This window comes from Treponema sp. R8-4-B8 (assembly GCF_054786175.1).
Map to the genome: position 1 here is coordinate 88,101 of NZ_BDHE01000487.1, position 21,133 is coordinate 109,233.

At 45.0% G+C, this 21,133-nt stretch carries 18 protein-coding genes; 7 read left to right on the plus strand and 11 right to left on the minus strand.

Features of this window, described 5'->3' with window-relative positions; translation table 11 throughout:
- Positions 1–174: 174 nt before the first annotated feature.
- Positions 175–1,293 carry a hypothetical protein gene (locus tag ACYVRA_RS13605; RefSeq protein WP_461253262.1) on the minus strand — a complete coding sequence of 373 codons (1,119 nt, stop codon included), beginning with the start codon at positions 1,291–1,293 and terminating at the stop codon, positions 175–177.
- A 15-nt stretch (positions 1,294–1,308) separates the two neighbouring features.
- Here ACYVRA_RS13605 and ACYVRA_RS13610 point away from each other — a divergent pair, with 15 nt between their 5' ends.
- The 3 genes from ACYVRA_RS13610 to ACYVRA_RS13620 all read left to right on the plus strand — a co-directional run bounded on the left by ACYVRA_RS13610 (position 1,309) and on the right by ACYVRA_RS13620 (position 4,426).
- Positions 1,309–1,974, plus strand: coding sequence for an RluA family pseudouridine synthase (locus ACYVRA_RS13610; RefSeq protein WP_461253263.1), 666 nt, complete (start codon positions 1,309–1,311; stop codon positions 1,972–1,974).
- A 182-nt stretch (positions 1,975–2,156) separates the two neighbouring features.
- Positions 2,157–2,837, plus strand: coding sequence for a DUF4912 domain-containing protein (locus ACYVRA_RS13615; RefSeq protein ID WP_461253264.1), 681 nt, complete (start codon positions 2,157–2,159; stop codon positions 2,835–2,837).
- Between the two features lie 2 nt (positions 2,838–2,839).
- Positions 2,840–4,426: a 1,4-alpha-glucan branching protein domain-containing protein gene (locus ACYVRA_RS13620; protein WP_461253265.1), complete on the plus strand. Its 1,587-nt coding sequence runs from the start codon at positions 2,840–2,842 to the stop codon at positions 4,424–4,426.
- Between the two features lie 188 nt (positions 4,427–4,614).
- On the opposite strand, the gene ACYVRA_RS13625 is transcribed toward ACYVRA_RS13620, so the two are convergent.
- Complete coding sequence (locus ACYVRA_RS13625; protein ID WP_461253266.1) at positions 4,615–5,199, minus strand: Uma2 family endonuclease; 585 nt, start codon at positions 5,197–5,199, stop codon at positions 4,615–4,617.
- 276 nt (positions 5,200–5,475) lie between these two features.
- Here ACYVRA_RS13625 and ACYVRA_RS13630 point away from each other — a divergent pair, with 276 nt between their 5' ends.
- On the plus strand, positions 5,476–6,360 hold the full coding sequence (locus tag ACYVRA_RS13630; protein WP_461253267.1) for an ABC transporter permease: 885 nt from the start codon (positions 5,476–5,478) through the stop codon (positions 6,358–6,360).
- A 31-nt stretch (positions 6,361–6,391) separates the two neighbouring features.
- Positions 6,392–6,895, plus strand: coding sequence for a TM2 domain-containing protein (locus ACYVRA_RS13635; RefSeq protein ID WP_461253268.1), 504 nt, complete (start codon positions 6,392–6,394; stop codon positions 6,893–6,895).
- Between the two features lie 4 nt (positions 6,896–6,899).
- On the opposite strand, the gene ACYVRA_RS13640 is transcribed toward ACYVRA_RS13635, so the two are convergent.
- The 5 genes from ACYVRA_RS13640 to ACYVRA_RS13660 are packed head-to-tail and all read right to left on the minus strand — an operon-like array spanning position 6,900 to position 12,150.
- Positions 6,900–7,565 (minus strand): YczE/YyaS/YitT family protein, encoded by a 666-nt coding sequence (locus ACYVRA_RS13640; RefSeq protein WP_461253269.1) that lies wholly within the window; start codon positions 7,563–7,565, stop codon positions 6,900–6,902.
- Between the two features lie 11 nt (positions 7,566–7,576).
- Positions 7,577–10,096 carry an endonuclease MutS2 gene (locus ACYVRA_RS13645; RefSeq protein WP_461253270.1) on the minus strand — a complete coding sequence of 840 codons (2,520 nt, stop codon included), beginning with the start codon at positions 10,094–10,096 and terminating at the stop codon, positions 7,577–7,579.
- Entirely contained in the window at positions 10,086–11,039 is a 954-nt protein-coding gene (rsgA, locus tag ACYVRA_RS13650; RefSeq protein ID WP_461253271.1) for a ribosome small subunit-dependent GTPase A, read from the minus strand. The genes ACYVRA_RS13645 and rsgA overlap by 11 nt, the downstream gene beginning before the upstream one ends.
- Positions 11,036–11,848, minus strand: a complete 813-nt coding sequence (murI, locus tag ACYVRA_RS13655) for a glutamate racemase (protein WP_461253272.1) — start codon at positions 11,846–11,848, stop codon at positions 11,036–11,038. Before murI ends, rsgA begins: the two co-directional genes overlap by 4 nt.
- 2 nt (positions 11,849–11,850) lie before the next feature.
- The gene (locus ACYVRA_RS13660; RefSeq protein WP_461253273.1) at positions 11,851–12,150 is read right to left on the minus strand and encodes a hypothetical protein; all 300 of its coding nucleotides are present in this window, start codon (positions 12,148–12,150) and stop codon (positions 11,851–11,853) included.
- 60 nt (positions 12,151–12,210) lie between these two features.
- Between ACYVRA_RS13660 and ACYVRA_RS13665 the strand changes: the two genes are divergently transcribed.
- Together ACYVRA_RS13665 and ACYVRA_RS13670 are read left to right on the plus strand one after the other, a co-directional pair.
- Entirely contained in the window at positions 12,211–12,801 is a 591-nt protein-coding gene (locus tag ACYVRA_RS13665; protein ID WP_461253274.1) for a pentapeptide repeat-containing protein, read from the plus strand.
- Positions 12,798–13,421, plus strand: a complete 624-nt coding sequence (locus tag ACYVRA_RS13670; protein WP_461253275.1) for an MBL fold metallo-hydrolase — start codon at positions 12,798–12,800, stop codon at positions 13,419–13,421. Before ACYVRA_RS13665 ends, ACYVRA_RS13670 begins: the two co-directional genes overlap by 4 nt.
- Before the next feature lie 186 nt (positions 13,422–13,607).
- Here the strand turns inward: ACYVRA_RS13670 and ACYVRA_RS13675 are convergent, their stop codons facing one another.
- The 4 genes from ACYVRA_RS13675 to ACYVRA_RS13690 form a co-directional block, all read right to left on the minus strand.
- Positions 13,608–15,110, minus strand: a complete 1,503-nt coding sequence (locus ACYVRA_RS13675; protein WP_461253276.1) for a Do family serine endopeptidase — start codon at positions 15,108–15,110, stop codon at positions 13,608–13,610.
- 77 nt (positions 15,111–15,187) lie between these two features.
- Positions 15,188–16,399 (minus strand): hypothetical protein, encoded by a 1,212-nt coding sequence (locus ACYVRA_RS13680; RefSeq protein WP_461253277.1) that lies wholly within the window; start codon positions 16,397–16,399, stop codon positions 15,188–15,190.
- Positions 16,389–19,193: a hypothetical protein gene (locus tag ACYVRA_RS13685; protein ID WP_461253278.1), complete on the minus strand. Its 2,805-nt coding sequence runs from the start codon at positions 19,191–19,193 to the stop codon at positions 16,389–16,391. The genes ACYVRA_RS13680 and ACYVRA_RS13685 overlap by 11 nt, the downstream gene beginning before the upstream one ends.
- Positions 19,190–21,085, minus strand: a complete 1,896-nt coding sequence (locus ACYVRA_RS13690; RefSeq protein ID WP_461253279.1) for an adenylate/guanylate cyclase domain-containing protein — start codon at positions 21,083–21,085, stop codon at positions 19,190–19,192. Before ACYVRA_RS13690 ends, ACYVRA_RS13685 begins: the two co-directional genes overlap by 4 nt.
- Between the last annotated feature and the right edge of the window lie 48 nt (positions 21,086–21,133).

Sequence of the window (21,133 nt, forward strand, 5' to 3'; positions counted from 1 at the left end):
TGATAAAAACTATCAATTTTTGCTTAACGAAGGCTATGCGTAGACTTTACAATAAGATAACGGACAAAAATCCCCTAACCCCTGCCCTCATCTAAAGCTAATATATGTATTTCACACACATCTCTCTTGGTTCGTGTACGTACCAAAGGTACGCTTCGTGGTAAATTCTTTCCCCTATTCAAAAACAACGCCTAACCAATAATTAGGATCGCTAACTTCTTCCGCTATCAATCCAATGTCTACGTTAGCCGTAGTCTCCGCGACAAGCCACTTTGTCCCATAAGATTCAAAACGGGCGCCTGTTCCGTTCACATCGACAAGACCCATTGCGTGGCTGTATTGGCGCGAGATCATCATTGCGGCTCTCATGTCGGCTTTTGAAAGTAAAATCGCGCAGATCATGGCGCGGCTGTCGCAGTCTCCACGGCCTTCGGTAATGGCTGTTACAAGATTTATGAAATCGCTCCCTCTGGGGTTTCTTTCGTATTTATATCCTTGCACTAAAGTAAAAGCTCTCTGCGCGAATGCCCTTTTCTCCGCATCTCCACCGGAAGTGGGGCCGCCCCAACTGCGGACAATCATGGAAGCGGCGTTTGCAATTCTGTCATAAGAATCGCGGTAAATAGATCGATAATAGCGAATCCAAGCATTCTGCCATTTTTGCGAATTAACATAATTTTGAAGAAGCTGGAATTCACGCTCGATAAAAACCTGCGCGGCCTCGGCGTCATTTTCGCGTACCATCACATTAATATTGCCCGGTTGAATAACAACCTTTTTCTGTCCTCCCCTTGGATAACTGTAATCAATGACAGGGCCGGGATAGCGGCGCTCCTCACGTGAAGGGCAGATTGAGTCCAATGCCGATATGTGAAACAATTCCAGTTCTTTTACGGCGGAAAGGCCGTATGCGAGAGCGAGGAGCATTGGCTGCTGTCCTTTATTTTTGTCAAGTTCCACCGCGATTGCCCAGCCGTGATAATCGCCGAATTTCAATTCCATTATTGCCGCCTGCCTGTTATTGTAGCGGTAATAATCGACATCGCCTTTATTCCCGATACTCTTGTTTACATCGTTCATCAAATCATGCAGATTTTCATAACGACCGTAATAAACGGCGGCGTCAAACATTGCCCCGCCCGGCCCTTTGAACGAAAAACGGTCTTTTGCGTCTCCGTCAACATATTCATAACCTTCGGGAAGATCGATAAAAAAGCCCCATGTTGGCGAATACATGGGTTCCGCAAAACTTAAAACAGGAATGAAAAACAGTAAAATAAAGAAACGTTTCATGTTAATATTATCGGAATGAAAAACATAGAAATTTTGTATGAAGATGATAATATTATGGTTATTAATAAACCTGCCGGGCTTGCCGTTCAAGGCGGAAAAGGGGTAAAAACCTCTCTGGACGCGATTCTAGCCGAGCTTCGCAAGCCTGCGCCGCTGTTGGTTCACAGGCTGGACAAGGATACTTCGGGGGTACTGCTTACGGCTAAAGGGCGCGAAAATGCGGCTCGTTTTTCACGCATGCTTAACAGCTCAAAAATCACTAAACAGTACATCGCAATTTGCGCCGGTCTCACCAAAAATGAAAAGGGCGTAATCACCGACAAACTGTTAATCCACGGCAATTTAAAAAGCTCTGAAACCAGATATAAAGTTTTAAAAACTTCCGTTTTTACGGCGGAAAATCTTGAATACTCCGCTTTGGAACTGGAGCTTGGCACGGGAAGAATGCATCAAATCCGCCGCCACCTTGCCATGCACGGCAACCCCATACTAGGCGACGATAAATACGGCAACTTTGCCCTCAACAAAAAATTACGTAAAAGCGCAGGACTAAAACGCCTGCTCCTTCACGCTTCTAAGCTAATCATTAAAGACGAGATCAATATTGATATTAATGCCCCCTTACCGGAGTATTTCTTTGATTTTTATGGAGAAGAATTTCACACAAAGAACACAAAGTAAGAGGAGAACACAAAGAGGAATCAGAGGTTTATGTCCGTTATCTTATCGTGAAGCTCACGCATAGCCTTCGGACAAAAACCCCTCTTCCCTCTTTGTGATCTTTGTACCTTTGTGATCTTTGTGTGAACCTCTTTCGAATATAGTTGACTTAAATGCGATTTTTTTTCACAATTAAAAAAGTTATGGAAGATAATTGTCAGGCACCTGTAACACGCCACTGGTTAGAAAGTTTGAGTACGGAGCAATTAATCAAACTCGCCGACTCTAATGGAATAGATATACCTCCTGAGCTGGAAAGAATTTTCATCATTGAAGAAATATTGGAGGTTTCCAATGTTGACAGGCCGGAAACAGCCGATGACATTGAAGTGAATCATTCCTATTCGGAAACAGCCATTCTGCCAAAGCAATATAATATTTCATATATCGAAGTAATAATTAGGGACCCTTTTTGGGTTTTCGCTTTTTGGGAAATAAAAAAGCACGACCGTGAATTCCATGAGAACGCGGACGATTTTAACGGATACTGTCTGCGGGTTATTCCTTTTGATAAGGACGGAAAAGAAAATAAGTCGAATGAAAATTCCTTTACAGTATCAATAGACTCTGAGGACTACTGCAGATATTTAGGTATTGTAGAACATACGGCATATACCCCTGATTGTTATGTAATTCAACTTTGCGTAAACAGGGGCGATAACTTGCAAACAATCGCGGCTTCACAACCGTTTTACCTGCCAAAACCGTATAATAATGATATTATTGCGGATATGTGCCTTAACCCTTTAATCCGCCTTTCGGGAGCGAAGGATTTGGCAATTATAAAAAATACTGACCGTCAATCTGCGGTTAAGAGGCAGTAAAAATGGAATTCCGTTATGCGATCTCTCTTGTTTTAGAAGCCCACTTGCCGTTTGTAAGGGAATTTCAAAAAGAAGACGATCTGTCTTTGATTGGCGAAGAAAGCCGTTTTTTTGAGTATGTTAATGAAACATTGATTCCCCTTCTTGAAACATTGTACCGGTTGGAAATTGATCATATTCCGTTTCACCTCGCCATTGCGGTCTCTCCCATTCTTATTCATTTATTAACAGACGAACATTTGCAAAAAAAATACTTGGCCTATACCGACAAGCAAATTGAATTCGGAAGGCAGGAACTAGAGCGAACTGCAAATAACGACGAGTTAAACAAACTTGCCCAACGTTATTACAACATAACGGTAGACAGAAGAATCGCGTATACGGAACGCTACGAAAAAAATCTTTTAAAAGCGTTTGATTTTTACAGGCGAAAAGGCAAGGTTGAAATTCTTGCATCCTGCGCGACTCACGCTTTTTTACCGTTTATAAGCCATAACAGCGAATCTTTACAGGCGCAGATGGAAATCCCCATTTCAGGCTACCGCCGCCACTTTGCCGGAGTCCCTCAAGGTTTTTGGTTGCCCGAACTTGGATGGTCTCCCGCGCTGGAACCGTATTTAAGAGCGTATAATTACTCTTATACCGTTGTAGACAGCCACGGTCTTTTATTCGGGGTTCCGTCTCCAAGCAAAGGAACTTTCTTCCCCGTAAAAACACCTAACGGCACGTTTGTCCTTGCGAGGGATCTGTATGCAGCCCGTGAAATAGAAAAAATTGCCGCGGATGAAATATACCGTAACAATGACAGGGACGCCGGTTATGAACTGCCCCCTGAAGCGGTAAGCGCGTTTTTAAGCGCCGAAGGAGAACGGCATAGGACGGGATACAAGTACTGGTCGCGCATTAACGGCAATGGCAATTATAACCCTCAGATTGCTTGCAATCACGCGGCTGAACAGGCAAAAACATTTATACGCGACACAGTAGCCCGCCTTGAAGAAGCGTCAAAATACATGGAAGAAGCCCCGTTAAGCCTGTGCGCGCATAACGCCGGCTATTTTGGAAATCTCTGGCACGAAGGCTTTGAATTTATCGAAACGCTTTTCCGCACAGCCTGCGATTATAAAGATTTAAAATTTGTCTTTCCCAGCGAATATATATTCAAGCAGAACCTGTCCTCTCTTCAGGTTGTCTCTCCGGAGTTTTCCTCAAGCGGTGTAAACGGTTATGCCGAAACATGGCTTGACGTATCTAATGACTGGATTTACCGCCATCTTGCGCGTTCCATGGAGCGTATGACTGAACTGGCTGAACGTTTTCCCGATGACACAGGCCTTAAAGAGCGGGCGCTAAATCAGGCAGCGCGTGAAATACTGCTTGCCCAATCTTCCGACTGGCCCTCTCTTTTATTCAGGCAAGATTCAACCGAATACGCATGTAATCAAGCAGGGAACGCCCTTCGCAACTTTACAACAATTTACGAAGCCCTCGGCAGCAATTACATCAGCACGGAGTGGCTAACCAATCTGGAACGAAGGCACAATATTTTCCCGAATATTAACTATAGGGTTTTTAGAAGGAAGAAGTAGGATTTATTTGCAAAGATTTCTCACGAAGATCACAAAGGGGGGAATGGGGAGTGGGGTTGTTGTTTCAATGAGCAATTTCGTTGTTTGTGGGCGTGGCTTTTTGGCAAGTCGCTATGCTTGCTAACTTCGCTCATTATGTCACTGTTCACTACTCACTGCTCACTACTCACTATTCACTTCTCACTGCCTCAGTCCATCATTACAAACGACTCGGCGAACACCTGTTCCAGCGTTATATTCAGATCGGGGAAAATAGCTACTGGGATTTTATCGGCGCTTTTATAGGTATGGAAAATAGCCCCTTCCTGGAACCGATACACAGTAACCCCGTTGTTTTCGGGGTCTACAATCCAGTATTCCCGAATCCCCGCGTCTTGATATAACTTGAGTTTTCGTTCCATTTCGATTGCCGTATTTGAGGGCGATAAAATTTCAATGACAAGATCGGGAGCGCCTCGGCAGCCTTCGTACCCGCGTTTCTTTTCATCGCAGATAACGGTTATGTCAGGCTGAACCACGGTATCATCGCTTTCATCTTTCTTGTAAAAAAGCCGCACGTCAAAGGGAGCGGGATACACCCTGCATGGTTTTCCTTGTAAATAGTTATAAAACTGGCTAAATATGGCCCCAAGAATTTCCTGATGCCGTGTATTCGGCGCGGCCATGGCATAGGTTTCGCCGTAGATAACCTCATAACGCTCACCCTCGGCAAGCTCCCATTCCTTGTAATCCGCGTAGGTAAAAGGACATTTTTCTTTCGGTAACGCTCCCATGATTCCTCCAGCCGAGATCATAGTACCAGTTTTCTTGTAAAAAGAAAAGATGTGAGCAAGGGAGATAGGTATCGTCGATCATCACAACCGCTGTTTGCGCTGCTATATGCGCTGCTATATGCGCCGCTGCTTGCGTCACTGCTTGAACTGTGTAATACTCTAACTTATGAAAGTAATAGCTTTTAACGGCAGTCCGCATTACGATGTGGTGATACAGAACGCGCTTGAATTGATGGACATTGACTTTGACAAATTTTATTCGGTAAGCAGAAAAACATGATAACATCTACCCTGATGATTGTTTCTCCAATATTAATTGCCGCCATTGGAGGCATGATCTGCGAGCGGGCGGGCGTTGTAAATATCGCGCTTGAGGGGCTTATGTCTTTTGGGGCGATGACTGCCGCAGTTACGCATGTGCTTTTGGAAACAAAAATAGGGTTCTCTATTCCTGTGGCGTTTTTTTTTGCCGCTTTATCGGGGGGGCTTTTTTCGCTTATTCATGCGTTTGCATCTGTTACGCTAAAAGCGGATCAGGTTGTTTCAGGTACGGGAATTAATCTTCTTTCAAACGGGGTTAATGTATTTGTCTGCCAATTGTTATTCCGCATGGATCGCAGTATGAGTTACATGAACGGAATGCAACTCGGCATTTTTAAAATTTATCCTACTCTGTGGATCGCGCTTGCTATTTTGGCGGCTTCGTGGTTTGTGCTTTACAAACGCCCTGCCGGTCTTCGCCTGCGGGCAGCGGGGGAACATCCTCAGGCGCTTGCCGCCGCCGGAGTAAATGTTATAAAGATACGCTATATAGCGATTGTCATTTCGGGGCTTCTTGCGGGGCTTGCGGGAGCATGCGTCGTTCTTACGCAGGATATTCAATTTACAGTGAACGTAATTAACGGAAAAGGGTTTATCGCTCTTGCGGCGGTCTCTTTTGGGCGTTGGTTGCCATTGGGCGTTTTGGGCGCGAGTTTTTTGTTTGGGTTTTCATCAAGTTTGGCGGTAAATATTTTTAACATAAGAAGCCTTGATTTTATGCCTTCGGAAATATTTAATATGCTGCCGTATTTAATCACTTTGCTTACGCTTGTTATTTTTTCGGGAAAAGAACATGCGCCCAGAGCCGTCGGGCAGCCTTATGATATATCAAGTAATTGACGATAAAAGTTTTTTGTTGTAATCTGTAAATATGTACAGTACCTTAATAGCGTATATTCTCTTTTTTCTGTCCGGGTTTGGCGCGTTAGGGTTTCACCGTTTTTATCTTGGAAAAATCGGCACTGGACTTCTGTGGATGTTTACGGGCGGACTTGGCATGATTGGTTCTATCTTCGATTTTTTTACCTTGCCGTCACAGGTAAGGGAAGCCAATATCCGTCAGGCTATTATAGACGAATCTTTAAGACGTAAAGTTGAAAACAAACGCTGGCGTAATGTAGACGACGGTAAAATGCATATTATCAACGATAAAGAAAGTGTAGAACACGCGATACTAAAACTGGCAAAGGCAAATAAGGGCATTCTAACGGCGAGCGAACTGGCGTTATCCGCACATATTTCCATTGACGAGGCAAAAAAAGACCTTGACGCGATGGTTACCAAAGGATTTGCCGAACTGCGGGTGCGCCAATCGGGAAGCCTTGTTTATACGATCCCTGATTTAATGGACAGTGACGAACCGTTGGTGGACTGAAAAATTACCATGTAATAATTTTCAGATTTTTACCCAATACTAATATTTTATTACGAAAGAACGCGAATAAAGGACCGGTAAAAAACGCCATAATAACAGTTCCCACTCCGGGCATATTTCCTAACATGAATCCTATGCTGACACAGATCAAATCCGTTCCAATTCTAATCCAACGATATATATTTTGTTTTCCGATTTTTTCCGTAATGATAAGGCCAATGCCGTCATAAGGTGAAACGCCTACATTGGTATTGAAATACATTCCTGAACCTATAGCTACAAATAAAATTCCAAAAACCATCATGCCGACGCGTAAACAAAAAAACGCTATTCCTTCAATCAATATTAAATCGCATAAAAAAACTCCTAAATCAGACACATAACCGGTAAGCGTTATGGCCGCGATAGTTCCCAAACCAATTTTAGATCGATCAAAAATTATAACAATTACTATCAATAAAAAACTGGATATGGCAAATGTAGCCCCAAAAGTAAGACCAAGTTTTTTAAATACCGCAAGATACAACCCATTCATGAAACACATATAAGGATCAATTCCAAAATTAGCGTAGCGCATAAAACCAACGCCAATTCCTATAATAAAAACGCCTGTGACGCACAGTATTGCTTTTAAATAATATTCCCTACAAAAATATTTCGACAAAATCATTTCATCCTTCTTTATTTAAGCACTACCTCAGTGCGTCCGAAGCCGCCCATCTCGGGGCGTGAAAAATAAAAATCGGCTACTGCGGGGTGGTTTCTTAGATAGTCGTGTACCCCTTGCCGCAGGATACCGTATCCTTTGCCATGAATAATAGCGAAATTTTTCATGCCGAAAAGTACAGCCGCGTCTACTTGTTTGCGGACGGCTTCCATAGCGTCTTCAAAACGCATACCGCGAATCATTATTTCATAAGAGGCTTGCGTAGACGCGCCATACTCAGCTTCCCATGATTTAAACGCGGTTTTTTTACCGGCAGTTTTCGCGGCCTGTTTTGCGGGATCAGCGGGCATTAGCTCGCTTTCGGGGAAACTTATTTTTAGCGAACCTATTTTTACAAGCCATGAAAAGTCCGCGTCCTGTGATGAGCGCGAACTTTTTTTGTCCGCGCGAATAATTACACCGCGCTGTTTTGATGGGCCGGCGAAAACTTCCATGCCGGGGGCAAAGGCGGAGTTATCGGCAACATCAGAGTCGGCGCTCGCGGCGGAGGAGTAGGTAGAACCGTTGGGAGAGCCGTAGCGCTTTTCTTTGGTTAATTTTTTGATAGCGCGTTCTTCGGCTTCAAGCGTTTCGCTCTCTGTTTCCGCGTTACGCGAAAGCTCATTTAAAAAATCTTTTACTTTAAGCGTTTTTTCGCGGTCAACCTCGCCTTCTTTTAACTCGCGAACAAGATTTTCAAGAGTTTTTCTGCTTTCACTTAAGAACTGCTGGAGTTTCCCTACCGACTCGCGTTTTAATTCCGCTTCTTTCTGACGTAATTGCAATTCTTTTAAATCGGCTCTTCTTTTTTCTTCCGTTAATTTGTTTTGCTCTATAGTACTCTTTTTTTCAAGACCGGCAAGTTCCCTTTGTTTTTGTTCAAGACTTTTTATCATCTGGGAGACATCGGACTTTTCTTCGTCTATGTAACTTCTCGCTTTAGATACAATTTCAGGATTAAGACCGTTAGCTGACGCAATATCAAGCGCCCTGCTTTCACCGGGCAGTCCGTTAATAATTTTATATGTGGGCGATAATGTATGCGCGTCAAATTCCACGGAAGCGTTTTCTACGCCCGCTCTTGTATAGCCGTAGTGTTTTAAAATTCCGTGGTGAGTCGTAATGATCATCCTCGCGTTTTTTTCTATCAGGTAATCAAGAACCGCCATAGCGATTGCGCCGCCTTCCTGCGGATCAGTTCCTGAGCCGAGTTCGTCAAGAAGAATAAGAGATTTTTCAGTCGCGTGAGCCGTTATACCCGAAATATTTGTAATATGGGCGGAAAAAGTTGAAAGAGACTGATTGATAGACTGCTCATCGCCAATGTCGGCGTATATTCCGTCAAATACGGGAAGTATGCTTTCCTCGTCAAGCGGAAGGGCAAGGGCGCTCTGATTCATCATGGCAAAAAGACCGAGCGTTTTAAGCGCGACAGTTTTCCCTCCCGTGTTGGGGCCAGTGATGATCAATGTGCGGATAGTAGTGCCCATTTCTATATTTATGGGAACTGCTTTTTTTAACATAGGGTGACGCGCCTGTTTTAATAACAGGCGACAGCCATTTTGCCCCGTATCAGTGTTAAGCGCAAAATGACCTTTAGTTTCAGCGGAATACCTTGCCTTTGCCCTTAAACATTCAAGCTCAATAATTGTTAGGTGAAACATTTTAAGACTTACAACGTGGATGGAAATATTTTCCGTAAGTTCGCGAAGAATTTTATGGATTTCCGCGTCTAAATTCCGTTTTTCAAGCAGAATATCATTGTTTTTTTCTACAACGTCAAGCGGCTCCACAAAGACTGTCTGCCCGCTTGATGACACTTCATGCAAAATGCCGGGAATTCTCCCTCGATAATTTACTTTTACCGCAAGCACGGCCCTTCCGTCCCTCTGCGACGGGAGCGGCGATTGCAGCATCCGCTTATAATCATCGCTTGACGCATAACGCGAAACCGCGCTGTTAAGTTCTTTTTCTAGGCTGCTAATCCGTTTCCTAATGGCGCGTAACGCGGGAAGATCGCGCAAATTACCCTCTCTGTCAATTATTTTAAAAATTTCTACAGAGACGGGACTGCAAACGGGTAAAATGTCCAGTATCGAAAAAAGCGCGTCTTTACCTTCTGTTGGCTGTTCTTTGCCTTCGTTTCTGTCTTTATTAATCCATTTTGTAAATTCACTGGCGCGTTCAACAAAAAGCCCGACGGCTAGAATTTCGTCAATATCCAAAACCGCGCCCTGCGTTTCAATTTTTGGAATAAGGAAACCTATTGTTGGCAATCCTAAACGAGGCTCGTCATTGCGTGTTTTGAGTAACGTATAAATGGCATGAACCATAGATTTTATTTTATCAACTGAATCATCGTATATGGGCGATGAGTTCTTTATTATCAAAGCCGCTTCTTCGCTGAGCGACATTGAAGCTACTTTTTCCATTATTCGCGGATATTCAAGCAGAGTTTGGGTTTTTTCCCTCAATGATTCTTTGTTAATCGTCATTGTCTTTCCCTTCAAGATCGTCAATTATGCGAAGAAAACTTTCGTATCTGTCTTCGTGAATAACTCCGGCGTGAACCGCTTCCATTATTTTACAGCCGCACTCGGTTCTGTGAGAACATGAAAGCCCAAAACTGCATTTTCCGGCAAGCGGTGCGAATTCGCGAAAATAATTTATCACTTCGCTTGAATCTATTCTGTCGGGAATAAAACGGCGCACGCCGGGCGTGTCAATAAAACAGGTTCCGTCCGTTAGCTGAAACATGTATGACATTGTAGTCGTGTGAACGCCCCTGTTGTACTTTTCGTTTAATTCTCCCTCTCTTATATCAAGCCCCGGCTGTAGCGCGTTTATAATGCTTGATTTTCCCACTCCCGATTGCCCCGCAAGAACGCAAATTTTTCCGCTAATTTCGCGCCGCAGTTCTTCAAGACCTTCGCCCGTTTTTGCGGAAATACGCAGTACCTTGTAACCGATGCGTTTGTACTCTTCAAGCCGCTCATCAACATCCACGTCGTCATATTCAATGTCTATTTTATTGCAGATAACGATAGCTTCAATCCCCGCAATGTCAGCCTGTAAAACTAGTCTGTCAAGAAAACGAGGTCTAAATGGGGGGGAGGTTGGAGTGCATATGCAAAGCACAAGATCGACATTTGCCGCCAAAAGCTGGCTGGCGGAGCCTTTTTGGTTAAAGCGGCTGAAGTAATTGCGCCTTTCTTCCACAGAAAGAATCATCGCCGTATCAGAATCATTTTCGCGCTCTATTACAACCCAGTCTCCGGGAGCAATCGGGTTATAAAAATCATCGCCGCCTTTTAAAACTTTTCCTTTTATTCTACATTCAATTTCTTTAGCGCCGTTTTCCGTATCAACACGCGCCGTTATGATGTTACGCGATCCGCGAATAACAAGTCCTTTTAAAATTTCTGTTTTGCTTTTCATAATTTGCTTAAAAAACAAAGATCAAAACCCAATGTTTTTGCGCGGTTCTGCCATGATGCGTCTGCCGTATCTGTTCCTGTTAATATTAACCGGTTAACATGATGATTGTTGTTATCTGTTCTTAACGCGCCTGAATTTTCATCGAGCAGGTATTCTATGCGTTTTGTTACTCCGTCAATTGAATTAAAGATTTTTATAAATGGCGCAGCTTCACTTTGGAATTCGTTAAGAAGAAATAAAAAATGAGTGCAGCCAAGAACAAGGGCGTCAACTTCTTTCGCGCGAAAAAGATCAATATATTTTTTTACGATTTGCTTTTTTTCATTTTCATCCGCAGAGTCAAAACGCTCTTCAACAAATTCAACCAAATCCGTCGCGGCAATGCCTATGATTTCGCATTTTTTCCCGCATTCATCCGCAAGATTTTGATTGTACGGATCCTCAATTGTCCGCGAAGTGCCCAGGACGCCGACCTTTCCGCATTTAGTGGCGATAGCCGCTGGTTTTATCGCTGGGACGGTTCCTACAAAAGGGACTTGTGAAAAACGGCGCCTTAGCGAGTCAAGAGCGGAAATTGACGCGGTATTGCAGGCCAGTACGATTATTTTTGGGTCAATTTTCATTAAAAGTTTTTCTGTTAATGAAATTAAAATTGAGGCCAAATCTTCTTTATTGCGCTGTCCATAGGGAAAATTTTCCCTGTCAGCAAGATAGCAGACTTTTTCCCAAGGATTGCGCTTTATAAAGTCGCTGCAATAAGGGAATCCGCCAATGCCTGAATCTATAAATAATACCGCTCTTTTATCCATAATTACTTAAATAAATTATCAAATGCCAATTTATTGGCAGAATTGAAAGCGCCGGCTTTTTCATTTTTTTGTCCCGGGCTTTTAACGCGGTACTTCTGATCGAGTGAAAACCAATCGCAAAAGTTTGCGCGTTCTTTGTCAGATTGAGGCTCGGCGCTTGTTTCACGGCAGTCGCCGCGAGAGCCGGGAAGAAAAAAACGGCAATTTTTGCATGAGCGCATATCTTTACCGCAAGTTACACAACGCAGAGAACGCCCGATTGGCTCGGGATCGGTAATAGCTTCACCGCAGTACCAGCACATATTACTATTTTAACTATTATAAGACTGGTTGTAAAGATGAAAATAGTTTATAATTAACGCATGTTTACAGTAAATCCATGCGCCGCTGGCTGCGGGAGGCCGGCAATTACAGGTTATAATCTTTGTTTTCTTCATCAGGCGAATCCTGAACAGGAATACAACCGTATTTGCGCTTACATCGAAGAGAATATGACGATAAAAGACCTTGTAGTATCGGGGATGCGTTTTGAAAATGCCGATTTTTCAAATCATCATTTTTACGGCTGTAACTTTAAGGAGACTACGTTCATAAATTGTAATTTTTCAGACGTTAAATGCAGAATGGATTTTTTTGACTTTGGCGAGTTTATTGACTGTGATTTTTCAAGAGCCGACATTCAATTTGTTTCATTTGCCGGAGCCAGTTTTCAGAAATGCAAGTTTGACGGCGTTGAACTTGTGCATGTTAATTTTGAAGGCGCTCCAATTAACGACGTGACGTTTGTTAATTCAAATTTGTACAACAGCAGGTTTATCGGCGCCGATTTGGTGAACACCTCTTTTGCAAACTGCAATTTAAAGCGGGTGCATTTTGCGAGCGCAAAGCAAAAAGACGTTACATTTAAATTATCAAACACGGTGGAAGCCGTATTTGAAATGGAAGAACAATGAAATTATTTTTTCACTACTGTTCATATGGTTTCAGCAACTGTTACATTCTTGGAATGGAAAACGCCGCTAAGGGCCAGCAGAACGCCGCGATTATTGTCGATCCGGGAAGCATGGAAAGAGTTACGCTTGAAACGATAGAGAATAATAATTTTAGCCTTAAAGGCGTGTTGATAACGCACGATCATTTAAACCATGTGCAGGGACTGCGAACTTTAACCCGGATTTATAACACGGGAGTAATCGCATTAAATCAAAATATTATGGAACATAAAACGACAAGGGTAAAAGACGGCGATAAACTTGTTATCGGCGGTTTTACCGTCGAGATTATTTCAATCCCAGGACATTCTTCCGATTCTGTTGTTTATAAAATCGGAGACCTGCTTTTCACGGGCGACGTGCTTACGGCAGGTCTTGTGGGAAGCACGGCAAGCGCTTACGGAATGGCTACGCAGATGAACAAACTGCGTAGCCGTGTTCTTTCACTCCCCGGCGATTATACCGTGCTTCCCGGACACGGACCACCTTCAACCCTTGAAGCCGAGAGGCGCTTTAACGCTGACATCTTCAATTATGATCAAAGCCGCACAAAACGCCCAGTCTTTAAAGTGGACATTTAGCACATTATGTCCCAAGATCTCACACAAAGAACACAAAGGAAGAGAAGAGCACGAAGAAGAGATCAGGGGTTTTTGTCCGTTATCTTATCGTGAACTTCACGCATAGCCCTCGGACAATAACCCCCTGATCCCCTTTGTGATCTTTGTTCCTTCGTGATCTTTGTGAGAACCTCTTCGTGTGAACCCCTAGCGTTTAAACTTCAACGATTCCAGCGTGGTGTCGTTTCTGATCATTCCAAACCAGAGTTCGGTGTTTGTGTTTTCGCGTAATACTTTGTAGAACGCGGCTATGTCATTTACTGTTACGCCGTTTACCGCCGTTATTCTGTCGCCTTGCTTTATGCCGATAATATCGGCGGGGCTTCCTGAGATAACCTGCGCCGCCAATAAACCTTTCGCGTCCTTGTCAAGTTCCATAGTCTGCCTGATTTGATCGTTCAGCGGGACAACAGTAACGCCGGGCCAAAGTTTTTTGTTATCTGAAGCAACTTGCTCCGTGCGGGTTTCTATGCGTACTTTTATTTCTTTTGTCTGCTTGTCCCGGATAACTGTAAATGTCGCGTTATCGCCAGGCCTTAAATCGCCGACAATCATCTGAAGCTGCTGAACGCCTCTGGCTTCCTTGCCGTTGACATGGGTAATAAAGTCTCCGGGTTTTATGCCGCCTTTGTCGGCAGGGGAGCCGAGGAACACTTGAGCGGCAAGAGCGCCGCGTTTGTTTTCAAGACCGAGTCCTGTTATTGTTTCTTTGCCTGCTTCTATTAACGAAACGCCAAGCCAGCCGTATTTTGTGGTACCGGTTTCGATAAATTCATCAATAGAGCGTTTAACGTTGTTTATCGGAATGGCAAAACCAAGCCCGACATTGCCGCCGCCTGACTGGTTGCTTGCGATCCATGTGTTGATGCCGATTACTTCACCCCTGATGTTTACAAGGGGCCCGCCTGAATTTCCCTGATTAATAGGCGCGTCTGTTTGTATAAAATCATTGATATTGCCGCCCGGCCCTCCTGTGCGTCCGACCGCGCTTACGATTCCCATTGTTACAGAAAATGAAAATTGTTCCCCAAGCGGGTTGCCCATCGCGATCGCCCAATCTCCGACCACGACGGTGTCGGAATCGCCCAATGCCGCAAGCGGATAGTAATCGTTTGTTTTGAAAGAAACCAGCGCTAAATCTTTACGCTCATCCTTGCCGACAAGCTGCGCGGTATATTCCCTACCATCCCTTACGGCAACTGTGATTTCATTCGCTTCATCAACGACATGGTTGTTTGTAAGAGCGTAGTAGACTCCGTCCTTCTGCCGCACAATTATTCCCGAGCCTAATCCTTGGGAGCGGTACTCGCGTTCCCTGTCGTTTTGTTCCCTGTCGCGCGGCCCAAAGAAAAATTCCCAGGGGATTCCGTTAAAACTTGGAGCCTGTTGCCGTCTGACGGAGACGGTTTTTAACTCGACAACCGAAGGCAGCATTTTTTCCGATACCGCGTGAAAAGTAGTCTGCAACGCCTCAGCCACGGCAAGGGCGTCTTCGGGGATAACTACCTTGCTTTCCTGCGCCCGCGCGCGCGTTCCCGGCGTAGAGCAAGAAAATGACAAAAATGCCAAAGAAAAGCCAAAAATGGCGCCAATAAGCACCAAATTGAATACTAATAGGTTCTTGGAAGAGAGTTTTTGAATTAAGTTCATAATGACTCCTGTGATTTAAGAATTTATCCTTTTATAATATCAAATAATCGAATGAATTAATAGTTACAAAATTAACGCTATAATTGTATTCCCGCCACTACGAAGGGAATTATAAAACCAGGCATAGGATTGTCCGAAGTGAAGGCGTGAATGAAATCAACTCCAATCCTTATGTAAAAAGGATTAAAGACAAATACCAAAAAAGAAAGATCAAATGTAATTGAAGGAATAATATTGATAATGGATTCCCCTTGATAACCGCTGGAGTATTTATAATAGAAATCAAGCAGCGTTGAGAAACCAGCTCCCAGATTGACGTTAACCGCGAAGGCTTTTTTGAAAAAATATTTTTGATATAAAACGCTAAGGTGGGTATTTAAGAAAAACGCCTGTGTCGAGTAAATTTTTCTTTCATTCCTGAAGAACGATAAAGCGCCGGAAATCTCCGCTCCCAAATATCCCCATACATGTTTTATAGGGATGTAACTAATTTTAAAAGTAGCGCTTTGCGGGTAGAAGCTATCAATAAACGGGGCTTCAAAATTATCGGAATCTTTAAAAATGTATCCGTATAGAGGAACGAAAGGAGCGTACCCCAGAGAGATATTCAGGTCAAAAGGTTTTTTGTTTGTTATTACAAACGGTCCTAACTGTACGTCAAGACCGCCCGGGTTTTTAACATATATGGAGTATTCGCCGATAACAAGGGATCTGCCGGAAAAAACAAGGCGGGCGGAATCTCCGTTGGCAATATGCCTCTGCGGTCTGATTTTCGAGCCGTTCTGTACAAGGTAAATCTCCGAATTGGGAAGCAGGTTTTGCCCTTGAAGGTTAATCTCCCAAACATTGTCCTCGTCAAGATAAAAAAAGCGCGGATTAAAATTTGTCAATTCCGGTTGGAGGGCGCGGATTATTTCAAAATCATGCCAATCGGAGGAGGAAGCGTAATTATTAACGAGATCATAAATATCGACACGGTAACGGTACTTACCGGCGGTAAGCGAGACTTCGGCAAAATTTTGCTTGACGCTGACCCGTTCCACTTCGTTGTAATTTCCGTCATCGTCTTGTTTTTCAACGATTACTTCATAGCGGAAAACATAATCGGCCGCAGTCCAAATAAGCCGTTGGATAAAACGGGAATCGTTTTCGTTACGGTCGATATAATAGTTCTGTTGTTCGGTTTCATCCTCATCGCTGGAGCTTTCATTGGACTGTCCGAAGGCAAACGGCAGGCAAAGGCCGATGAGCAGTATTGCAGTAATAAGAAACCGTATTTTATTTGCCATAAAGAACACCTGAGTTCATAGTATTTACCTGTGAAGGGACGGGAATATTGACAGTAAACTTATTTTCCTGCACTCGTCCGCGCTGTTCAATAAAATCATCATCCATAACATACACAGCCTCTACTTGCCATAAAAACTCACCCCGACCCAAAAGCTGTATATCGTCCACGGCGTAAGCGTTTTCATTAATTACCGGCGTTTGTAACACAGTTTTTCGCGTAACGCCCGATCCTTGAAAGATCGTCAGTATGTAGCCGTTAGCTCCCTGTGTCGCGTCCCATGAAAAAGCGACTTTCCTTGACGCCATTATCTGTTCGGCGCCAATCATGGTTGAATTGACGGGAAGCCGGTTTTGGGGAACGGGCAGCAACGGAATGGGCAGCACCCGGAAACGGAACGGCGCGGCTGCGGAAATATCATAGCCGTCCACGGTTTCAGCTTGAATTGTCCAATAGTAGTTTCCAGCGCTTAAACGCGGCAAAGGAACTTCCCTTGGGACATTGGCCTGCATATAGATGATATTCGTCATGCGCTCATCCGTGGCTATGACAAACCGAACATTGACGGGAGTTTCCCGTGAAGACCAGCGTACCGCGCCCGGCTTGCGTGACGCGTCAATGCCTGAATACTCCCATCCGTAGCGCGGAAACTCAAGAATTGCCGGACGAAGATGCCTTATATTTATTGAGCCTGTGGAAGCAAGGCCGGTACGCCGTGAACTTGAGGATTTTTCCCGCGCAAAGCCTTGTACCGTCCATGTATATGAACCTTCACCTAGAGCGTCCATGTTTACGTCAAGCTTCGTGTCGAAGACTGTCGTTTCCATGACAGGATTCGCGCTGCCGCTCCGGTACAATTTAAAGGTATAATAATCAGCGTCAGACGACTTCCAACTGAAATCTACTGGCTGCCCCTCCCTAATAGTTATCTTTCCGCTCTGCGCCGTAAGAGCGCCGCTTTTAGGCTGACTCAGTTCCGGCGGCGGCAATGATTCTACCACGGTAAATCGGTTATGCTTGCTATAAAGACGCTGCGTATCAGGGCCGCCGGTTATGCGCCAATAATAAACTCCCGCTTTAAGCGAATAAACGGTATAAGCGTCGCCGGGAGCGGATTCATCAATTATGACTGAGGTAAAATCAGCGTTATTTGAAATTTGGAAGTACGTGTCCGTAAGGTTAGTTTTCCATGTAAAGCGCGTGTTGGGCAAAAGATTATCCGCCACCACGTAATTGTCAGGCGGGAAAATAGGGCTTTGGATGATTTCGCCGCGCAGGGCGGTGAAAGACCTCGGTTGCGAGGTTGGGGATGCATCCCCGTTGGAGTCAGTCTGCCGGACTGTCCAGTACCATGTTCCTGAAGTAATGGAGGTTTCATCCGCGCCGTAGCGGTAAAACGTATCGGCGGTAGTTTTTACGATAATGGGCGAACTCATATCCTTGTTAGCAGAAATAGTCAAAGTATAAGAAGCGGCTTCGTTTTCTTTTTTCCACGAGAAAAGAATGTCCCGTCTGCCTGTTTCTATGTTAAAGACTGCTTCGTCAGCCGGGGCTGTCAGTACGGGAGCGGACAATTCCGCGCCGCGTTTAATGGCAAAAGAGCCTGTCCGTGAGACGGATGGATTTCCCGAAAAGTCACGGCTGTACACCGGAGTAACCTTCCAGTACCATGTTCCGTCTCCAAGCGCTGAAGAAATAAAGGAAAGCTGATCCCCTGTTCCGGAACGCACAGTGATGTTTAACGCGGGATTTTGCAAGGAGGGATTATCCGCCACTTCCAGAATATATGATGAAGCCGACTGAGATGAAGTCCATTGAAAGCGTAAAGAGGGCAGACGGTTGCGGTAACTGAACACCTGTCCTTCCTGCGGGCTTATTAGAGAGGGAATCGGGTTTGAAACGACTGTAATTTTTGAATATGGAATTTCAGACGCGCCCTCCGACAGCGGATAAAGCCGCCAAAACCATGTTCCTTCGGGAAGAGTCAGGCTGATCCGGCTGTCACTTGAATTTCCGGCAAATAATGTGCGGTTAAAACTTCTGTCCCGCGCGACCTCAAGCCGCGTAAGTCCGTCAGGCTGATAATTTATTTTATTCCATGAAAATTCCAAGTTAAGCCCTTCATTGGTCTGGCTTAAAAAACGCGCTCCTGGAGGCGGAAAAACCGCAGTCGCGCGCGGAACGGCCTGAGCTTCCCCCTCCGCGTTTAAAAGCAGCGAGTCTCCCGCCGCTATTACGCGTGATTCCGCCGTACCCTGCGCTTTTGCCTTTTTACGATCAGAATTTTCCAGAACGGCGGTTCCTTCACTGACGGCAATATCAAACGCGCCGTTTTTTAACGCGGATGCCTGCAAGACCGCTCCCGCGTCTACGGTAAGGAGTTTATTTCCTGACGCGATAACCATTGCGGATGAAGCGTTGACGCTGATTTCACCGCCTGAAAAATCAATTCGTGACGCGTCTTTATCCGCGAATATCTGTATCAAAGTGTTTGATGTTAAATCAACAATATCGCCGCCTGAGAAAGTAATAGTCGCTTCTGACAAATCGGCGGTGCGTATAACATCCCCGTTGTACACCGGCGAGTCATTGCGAAGCCTGTCCCATAATACCCTGTCGATAAAACGCCTCTGCGCCGTGTTGTACCGGAAGGTTATGATTCCCACAGGCTGCTCTCCTGTTCTGGAAAAGGCCGCGTTAAGGTCTTTCCAGAAAAATAAAAAACACAGGCAAAATCCCGCGGCACACAAGACGGATGTCAGCGCGTCAAAGAAAAAAGATGACTTGGCCTTCATGCCTTTTCCCCTATCTTGTATTTCTTTTCTTCCGCGTTAGTGTCAACTTTAGAAATATCCGGCGCTTCAATGCCCAAAAGTTTTCTGACATCCGCCAGAGTCCGCTGGGCTTTTGAGTTTATAGGATTAACCACGGCGAACATCCGCACTGGTTTTTCTTTTCCTTTAACTTTAATAGGCGGCATTTCCTCAGTAATGAAACGTTCTCCGCACAGTTTCCATGTGTCTTCAGTTATCAGAATGTCAGTTCCCAGCGGTTTGTTTAGCGCTTCGGTACGGCTTGCAAGATTGACAGGATCGCCGATAACCGTGTATTCCATGCGCTGTTCGCTGCCCAACTGCCCCGCGGTTACTACGCCTGAATTTATCCCGCAACCGATGCGTATCGGCGGGTTAGCGGGATCATCCGCTGTACGGTTTTTGTTCATCTCATAAAGGGCCTTGCGCATCATCAAAGCTGAAACAACGCAGCTATATGCGTCTTCTTTTGGATTGCCCGTAGTGTATGCGGTTCCCCAATGCGCCATAACCGCGTCACCGATAAACTTATCTACGACTCCGTGCGTTTTTTCAACACATTCAACCATGCGGGTAAAGTATTCGTTGAGCCAGTGGACAATTTTGTCGGAAGCCTCATTCCCGAAAGCTTTGGTAAAGTTTTCGCTTTTTTCTGTAAAGCCGCGTATGTCAGAAAAGAAAATTGTCGCGTGCTTTGGCAGGCCTCCCGGCTTTATCTCGCCTTTCATGGCGCGGACAGCGATTTCCTTATTGGTAAACCGTCCAAAGATATTCAACGCGCCGCTCATCCGTTGGAAGCTTTTGGTAAGGAAGCCGACTTCGTCTTTTGTTTTTGCCGTCAAGTGCAAATCAAAATCGCCGCCTTCAATCTGACGCGCCGCCGCCGCAAGAGACTTGAGCGGGACGCTGACTGTTTTACTGAAGAACCACACGAACAGAATAGCGATAAAAAGCACCGCTCCCGTCAAATACAAGTTGCGCCGCGTGGTTGCCGCCACTCCTTCAAAAACCACGTCATAAGGAATTGTAGTGATCACGGCGGCGTTTGCAAGTGAGATTTTTCGGAACGCCCCAAAATATTTTTTGCCGTCCGTATCGATGTACAGAGTCTGACGGCCCTGGTCCGCGCTTTCCAGCGTCATCGCGACAAAGGGCGAAGACGCGGCGTTTGCCCCCGCTTTGATCAAATCGTAATCCGCGTGTATAAGGTAGTCCCCCGCGTCATTTATCATATAGGAGATATTCGCCCCGCCGCCAAAGTTTTCGGTAACGGTGTTGGACGAGACAAACACAAGCGCGATTTCCTGTTCTCCGGCTTCCTGCCACGGGAATGCAAGGACAAGCGCGGGTATGCCAAAGACGGGCGCCGCGTTCAGTAACAAGGTTTCGCCCATGCCGCAGCGTTCAAGAGCGTCTTCTTCCACGGCGATAAAATTGCCTATTACGCTTGTATCCAGTTCGTTGGAAAAGAAAAATCTTTCGTTAATAAGGCTGCGCGTCAGCGTAAAGCCGCCTGCCTTTTTTTGACCGATGCCGATAAATGCAAAGTCCTGGTTGCGCTCAAAGAAGAAACCGGCGGCAAGGTTCGCCACAGGGGACGTTCTGCCCAACGCGTTAAGGGTGTCCAAAAGGACAAGGGCGTTGCTCCTAACCATGACAAGAAAAGTTTCCGCTTCCGAGGCTGACCTTCTGTTTGCCGTGAAGTTGTTATCCTCGGCTGTCACGCGCACGTCATTTGATACCAGCACCGACACAAGGACGGTAATCGCCCCCAGCGAAAATAAAAGCAGTATCGTAATAATAGTGATAAGCTTCGCCCCTATTGGCCGCGATATTTTATCGGTTTGAGTTTTAGCCGTCTTTTCCTCGCTCATTTGCGCTCCTTATCCATTGAACTTGTGAGAGAACACGCCCTTGCAAGT

Excerpts from the sequence above, each read along its gene's own strand:
- ACYVRA_RS13605 (WP_461253262.1), bottom strand. The coding sequence starts at position 1,293 with ATGAAACGTTTCTTTATTTTACTGTTTTTCATTCCTGTTTTAAGTTTT.
- ACYVRA_RS13610 (WP_461253263.1), top strand. The coding sequence starts at position 1,309 with ATGAAAAACATAGAAATTTTGTATGAAGATGATAATATTATGGTTATT.
- ACYVRA_RS13615 (WP_461253264.1), top strand. The coding sequence starts at position 2,157 with ATGGAAGATAATTGTCAGGCACCTGTAACACGCCACTGGTTAGAAAGT.
- ACYVRA_RS13620 (WP_461253265.1), top strand. The coding sequence starts at position 2,840 with ATGGAATTCCGTTATGCGATCTCTCTTGTTTTAGAAGCCCACTTGCCG.
- ACYVRA_RS13625 (WP_461253266.1), bottom strand. The coding sequence starts at position 5,199 with ATGGGAGCGTTACCGAAAGAAAAATGTCCTTTTACCTACGCGGATTAC.
- ACYVRA_RS13630 (WP_461253267.1), top strand. The coding sequence starts at position 5,476 with ATGATAACATCTACCCTGATGATTGTTTCTCCAATATTAATTGCCGCC.
- ACYVRA_RS13635 (WP_461253268.1), top strand. The coding sequence starts at position 6,392 with ATGTACAGTACCTTAATAGCGTATATTCTCTTTTTTCTGTCCGGGTTT.
- ACYVRA_RS13640 (WP_461253269.1), bottom strand. The coding sequence starts at position 7,565 with ATGATTTTGTCGAAATATTTTTGTAGGGAATATTATTTAAAAGCAATA.
- ACYVRA_RS13645 (WP_461253270.1), bottom strand. The coding sequence starts at position 10,096 with ATGACGATTAACAAAGAATCATTGAGGGAAAAAACCCAAACTCTGCTT.
- rsgA (WP_461253271.1), bottom strand. The coding sequence starts at position 11,039 with ATGAAAAGCAAAACAGAAATTTTAAAAGGACTTGTTATTCGCGGATCG.
- murI (WP_461253272.1), bottom strand. The coding sequence starts at position 11,848 with ATGGATAAAAGAGCGGTATTATTTATAGATTCAGGCATTGGCGGATTC.
- ACYVRA_RS13660 (WP_461253273.1), bottom strand. The coding sequence starts at position 12,150 with ATGTGCTGGTACTGCGGTGAAGCTATTACCGATCCCGAGCCAATCGGG.
- ACYVRA_RS13665 (WP_461253274.1), top strand. The coding sequence starts at position 12,211 with ATGTTTACAGTAAATCCATGCGCCGCTGGCTGCGGGAGGCCGGCAATT.
- ACYVRA_RS13670 (WP_461253275.1), top strand. The coding sequence starts at position 12,798 with ATGAAATTATTTTTTCACTACTGTTCATATGGTTTCAGCAACTGTTAC.
- ACYVRA_RS13675 (WP_461253276.1), bottom strand. The coding sequence starts at position 15,110 with ATGAACTTAATTCAAAAACTCTCTTCCAAGAACCTATTAGTATTCAAT.
- ACYVRA_RS13680 (WP_461253277.1), bottom strand. The coding sequence starts at position 16,399 with ATGGCAAATAAAATACGGTTTCTTATTACTGCAATACTGCTCATCGGC.
- ACYVRA_RS13685 (WP_461253278.1), bottom strand. The coding sequence starts at position 19,193 with ATGAAGGCCAAGTCATCTTTTTTCTTTGACGCGCTGACATCCGTCTTG.
- ACYVRA_RS13690 (WP_461253279.1), bottom strand. The coding sequence starts at position 21,085 with ATGAGCGAGGAAAAGACGGCTAAAACTCAAACCGATAAAATATCGCGG.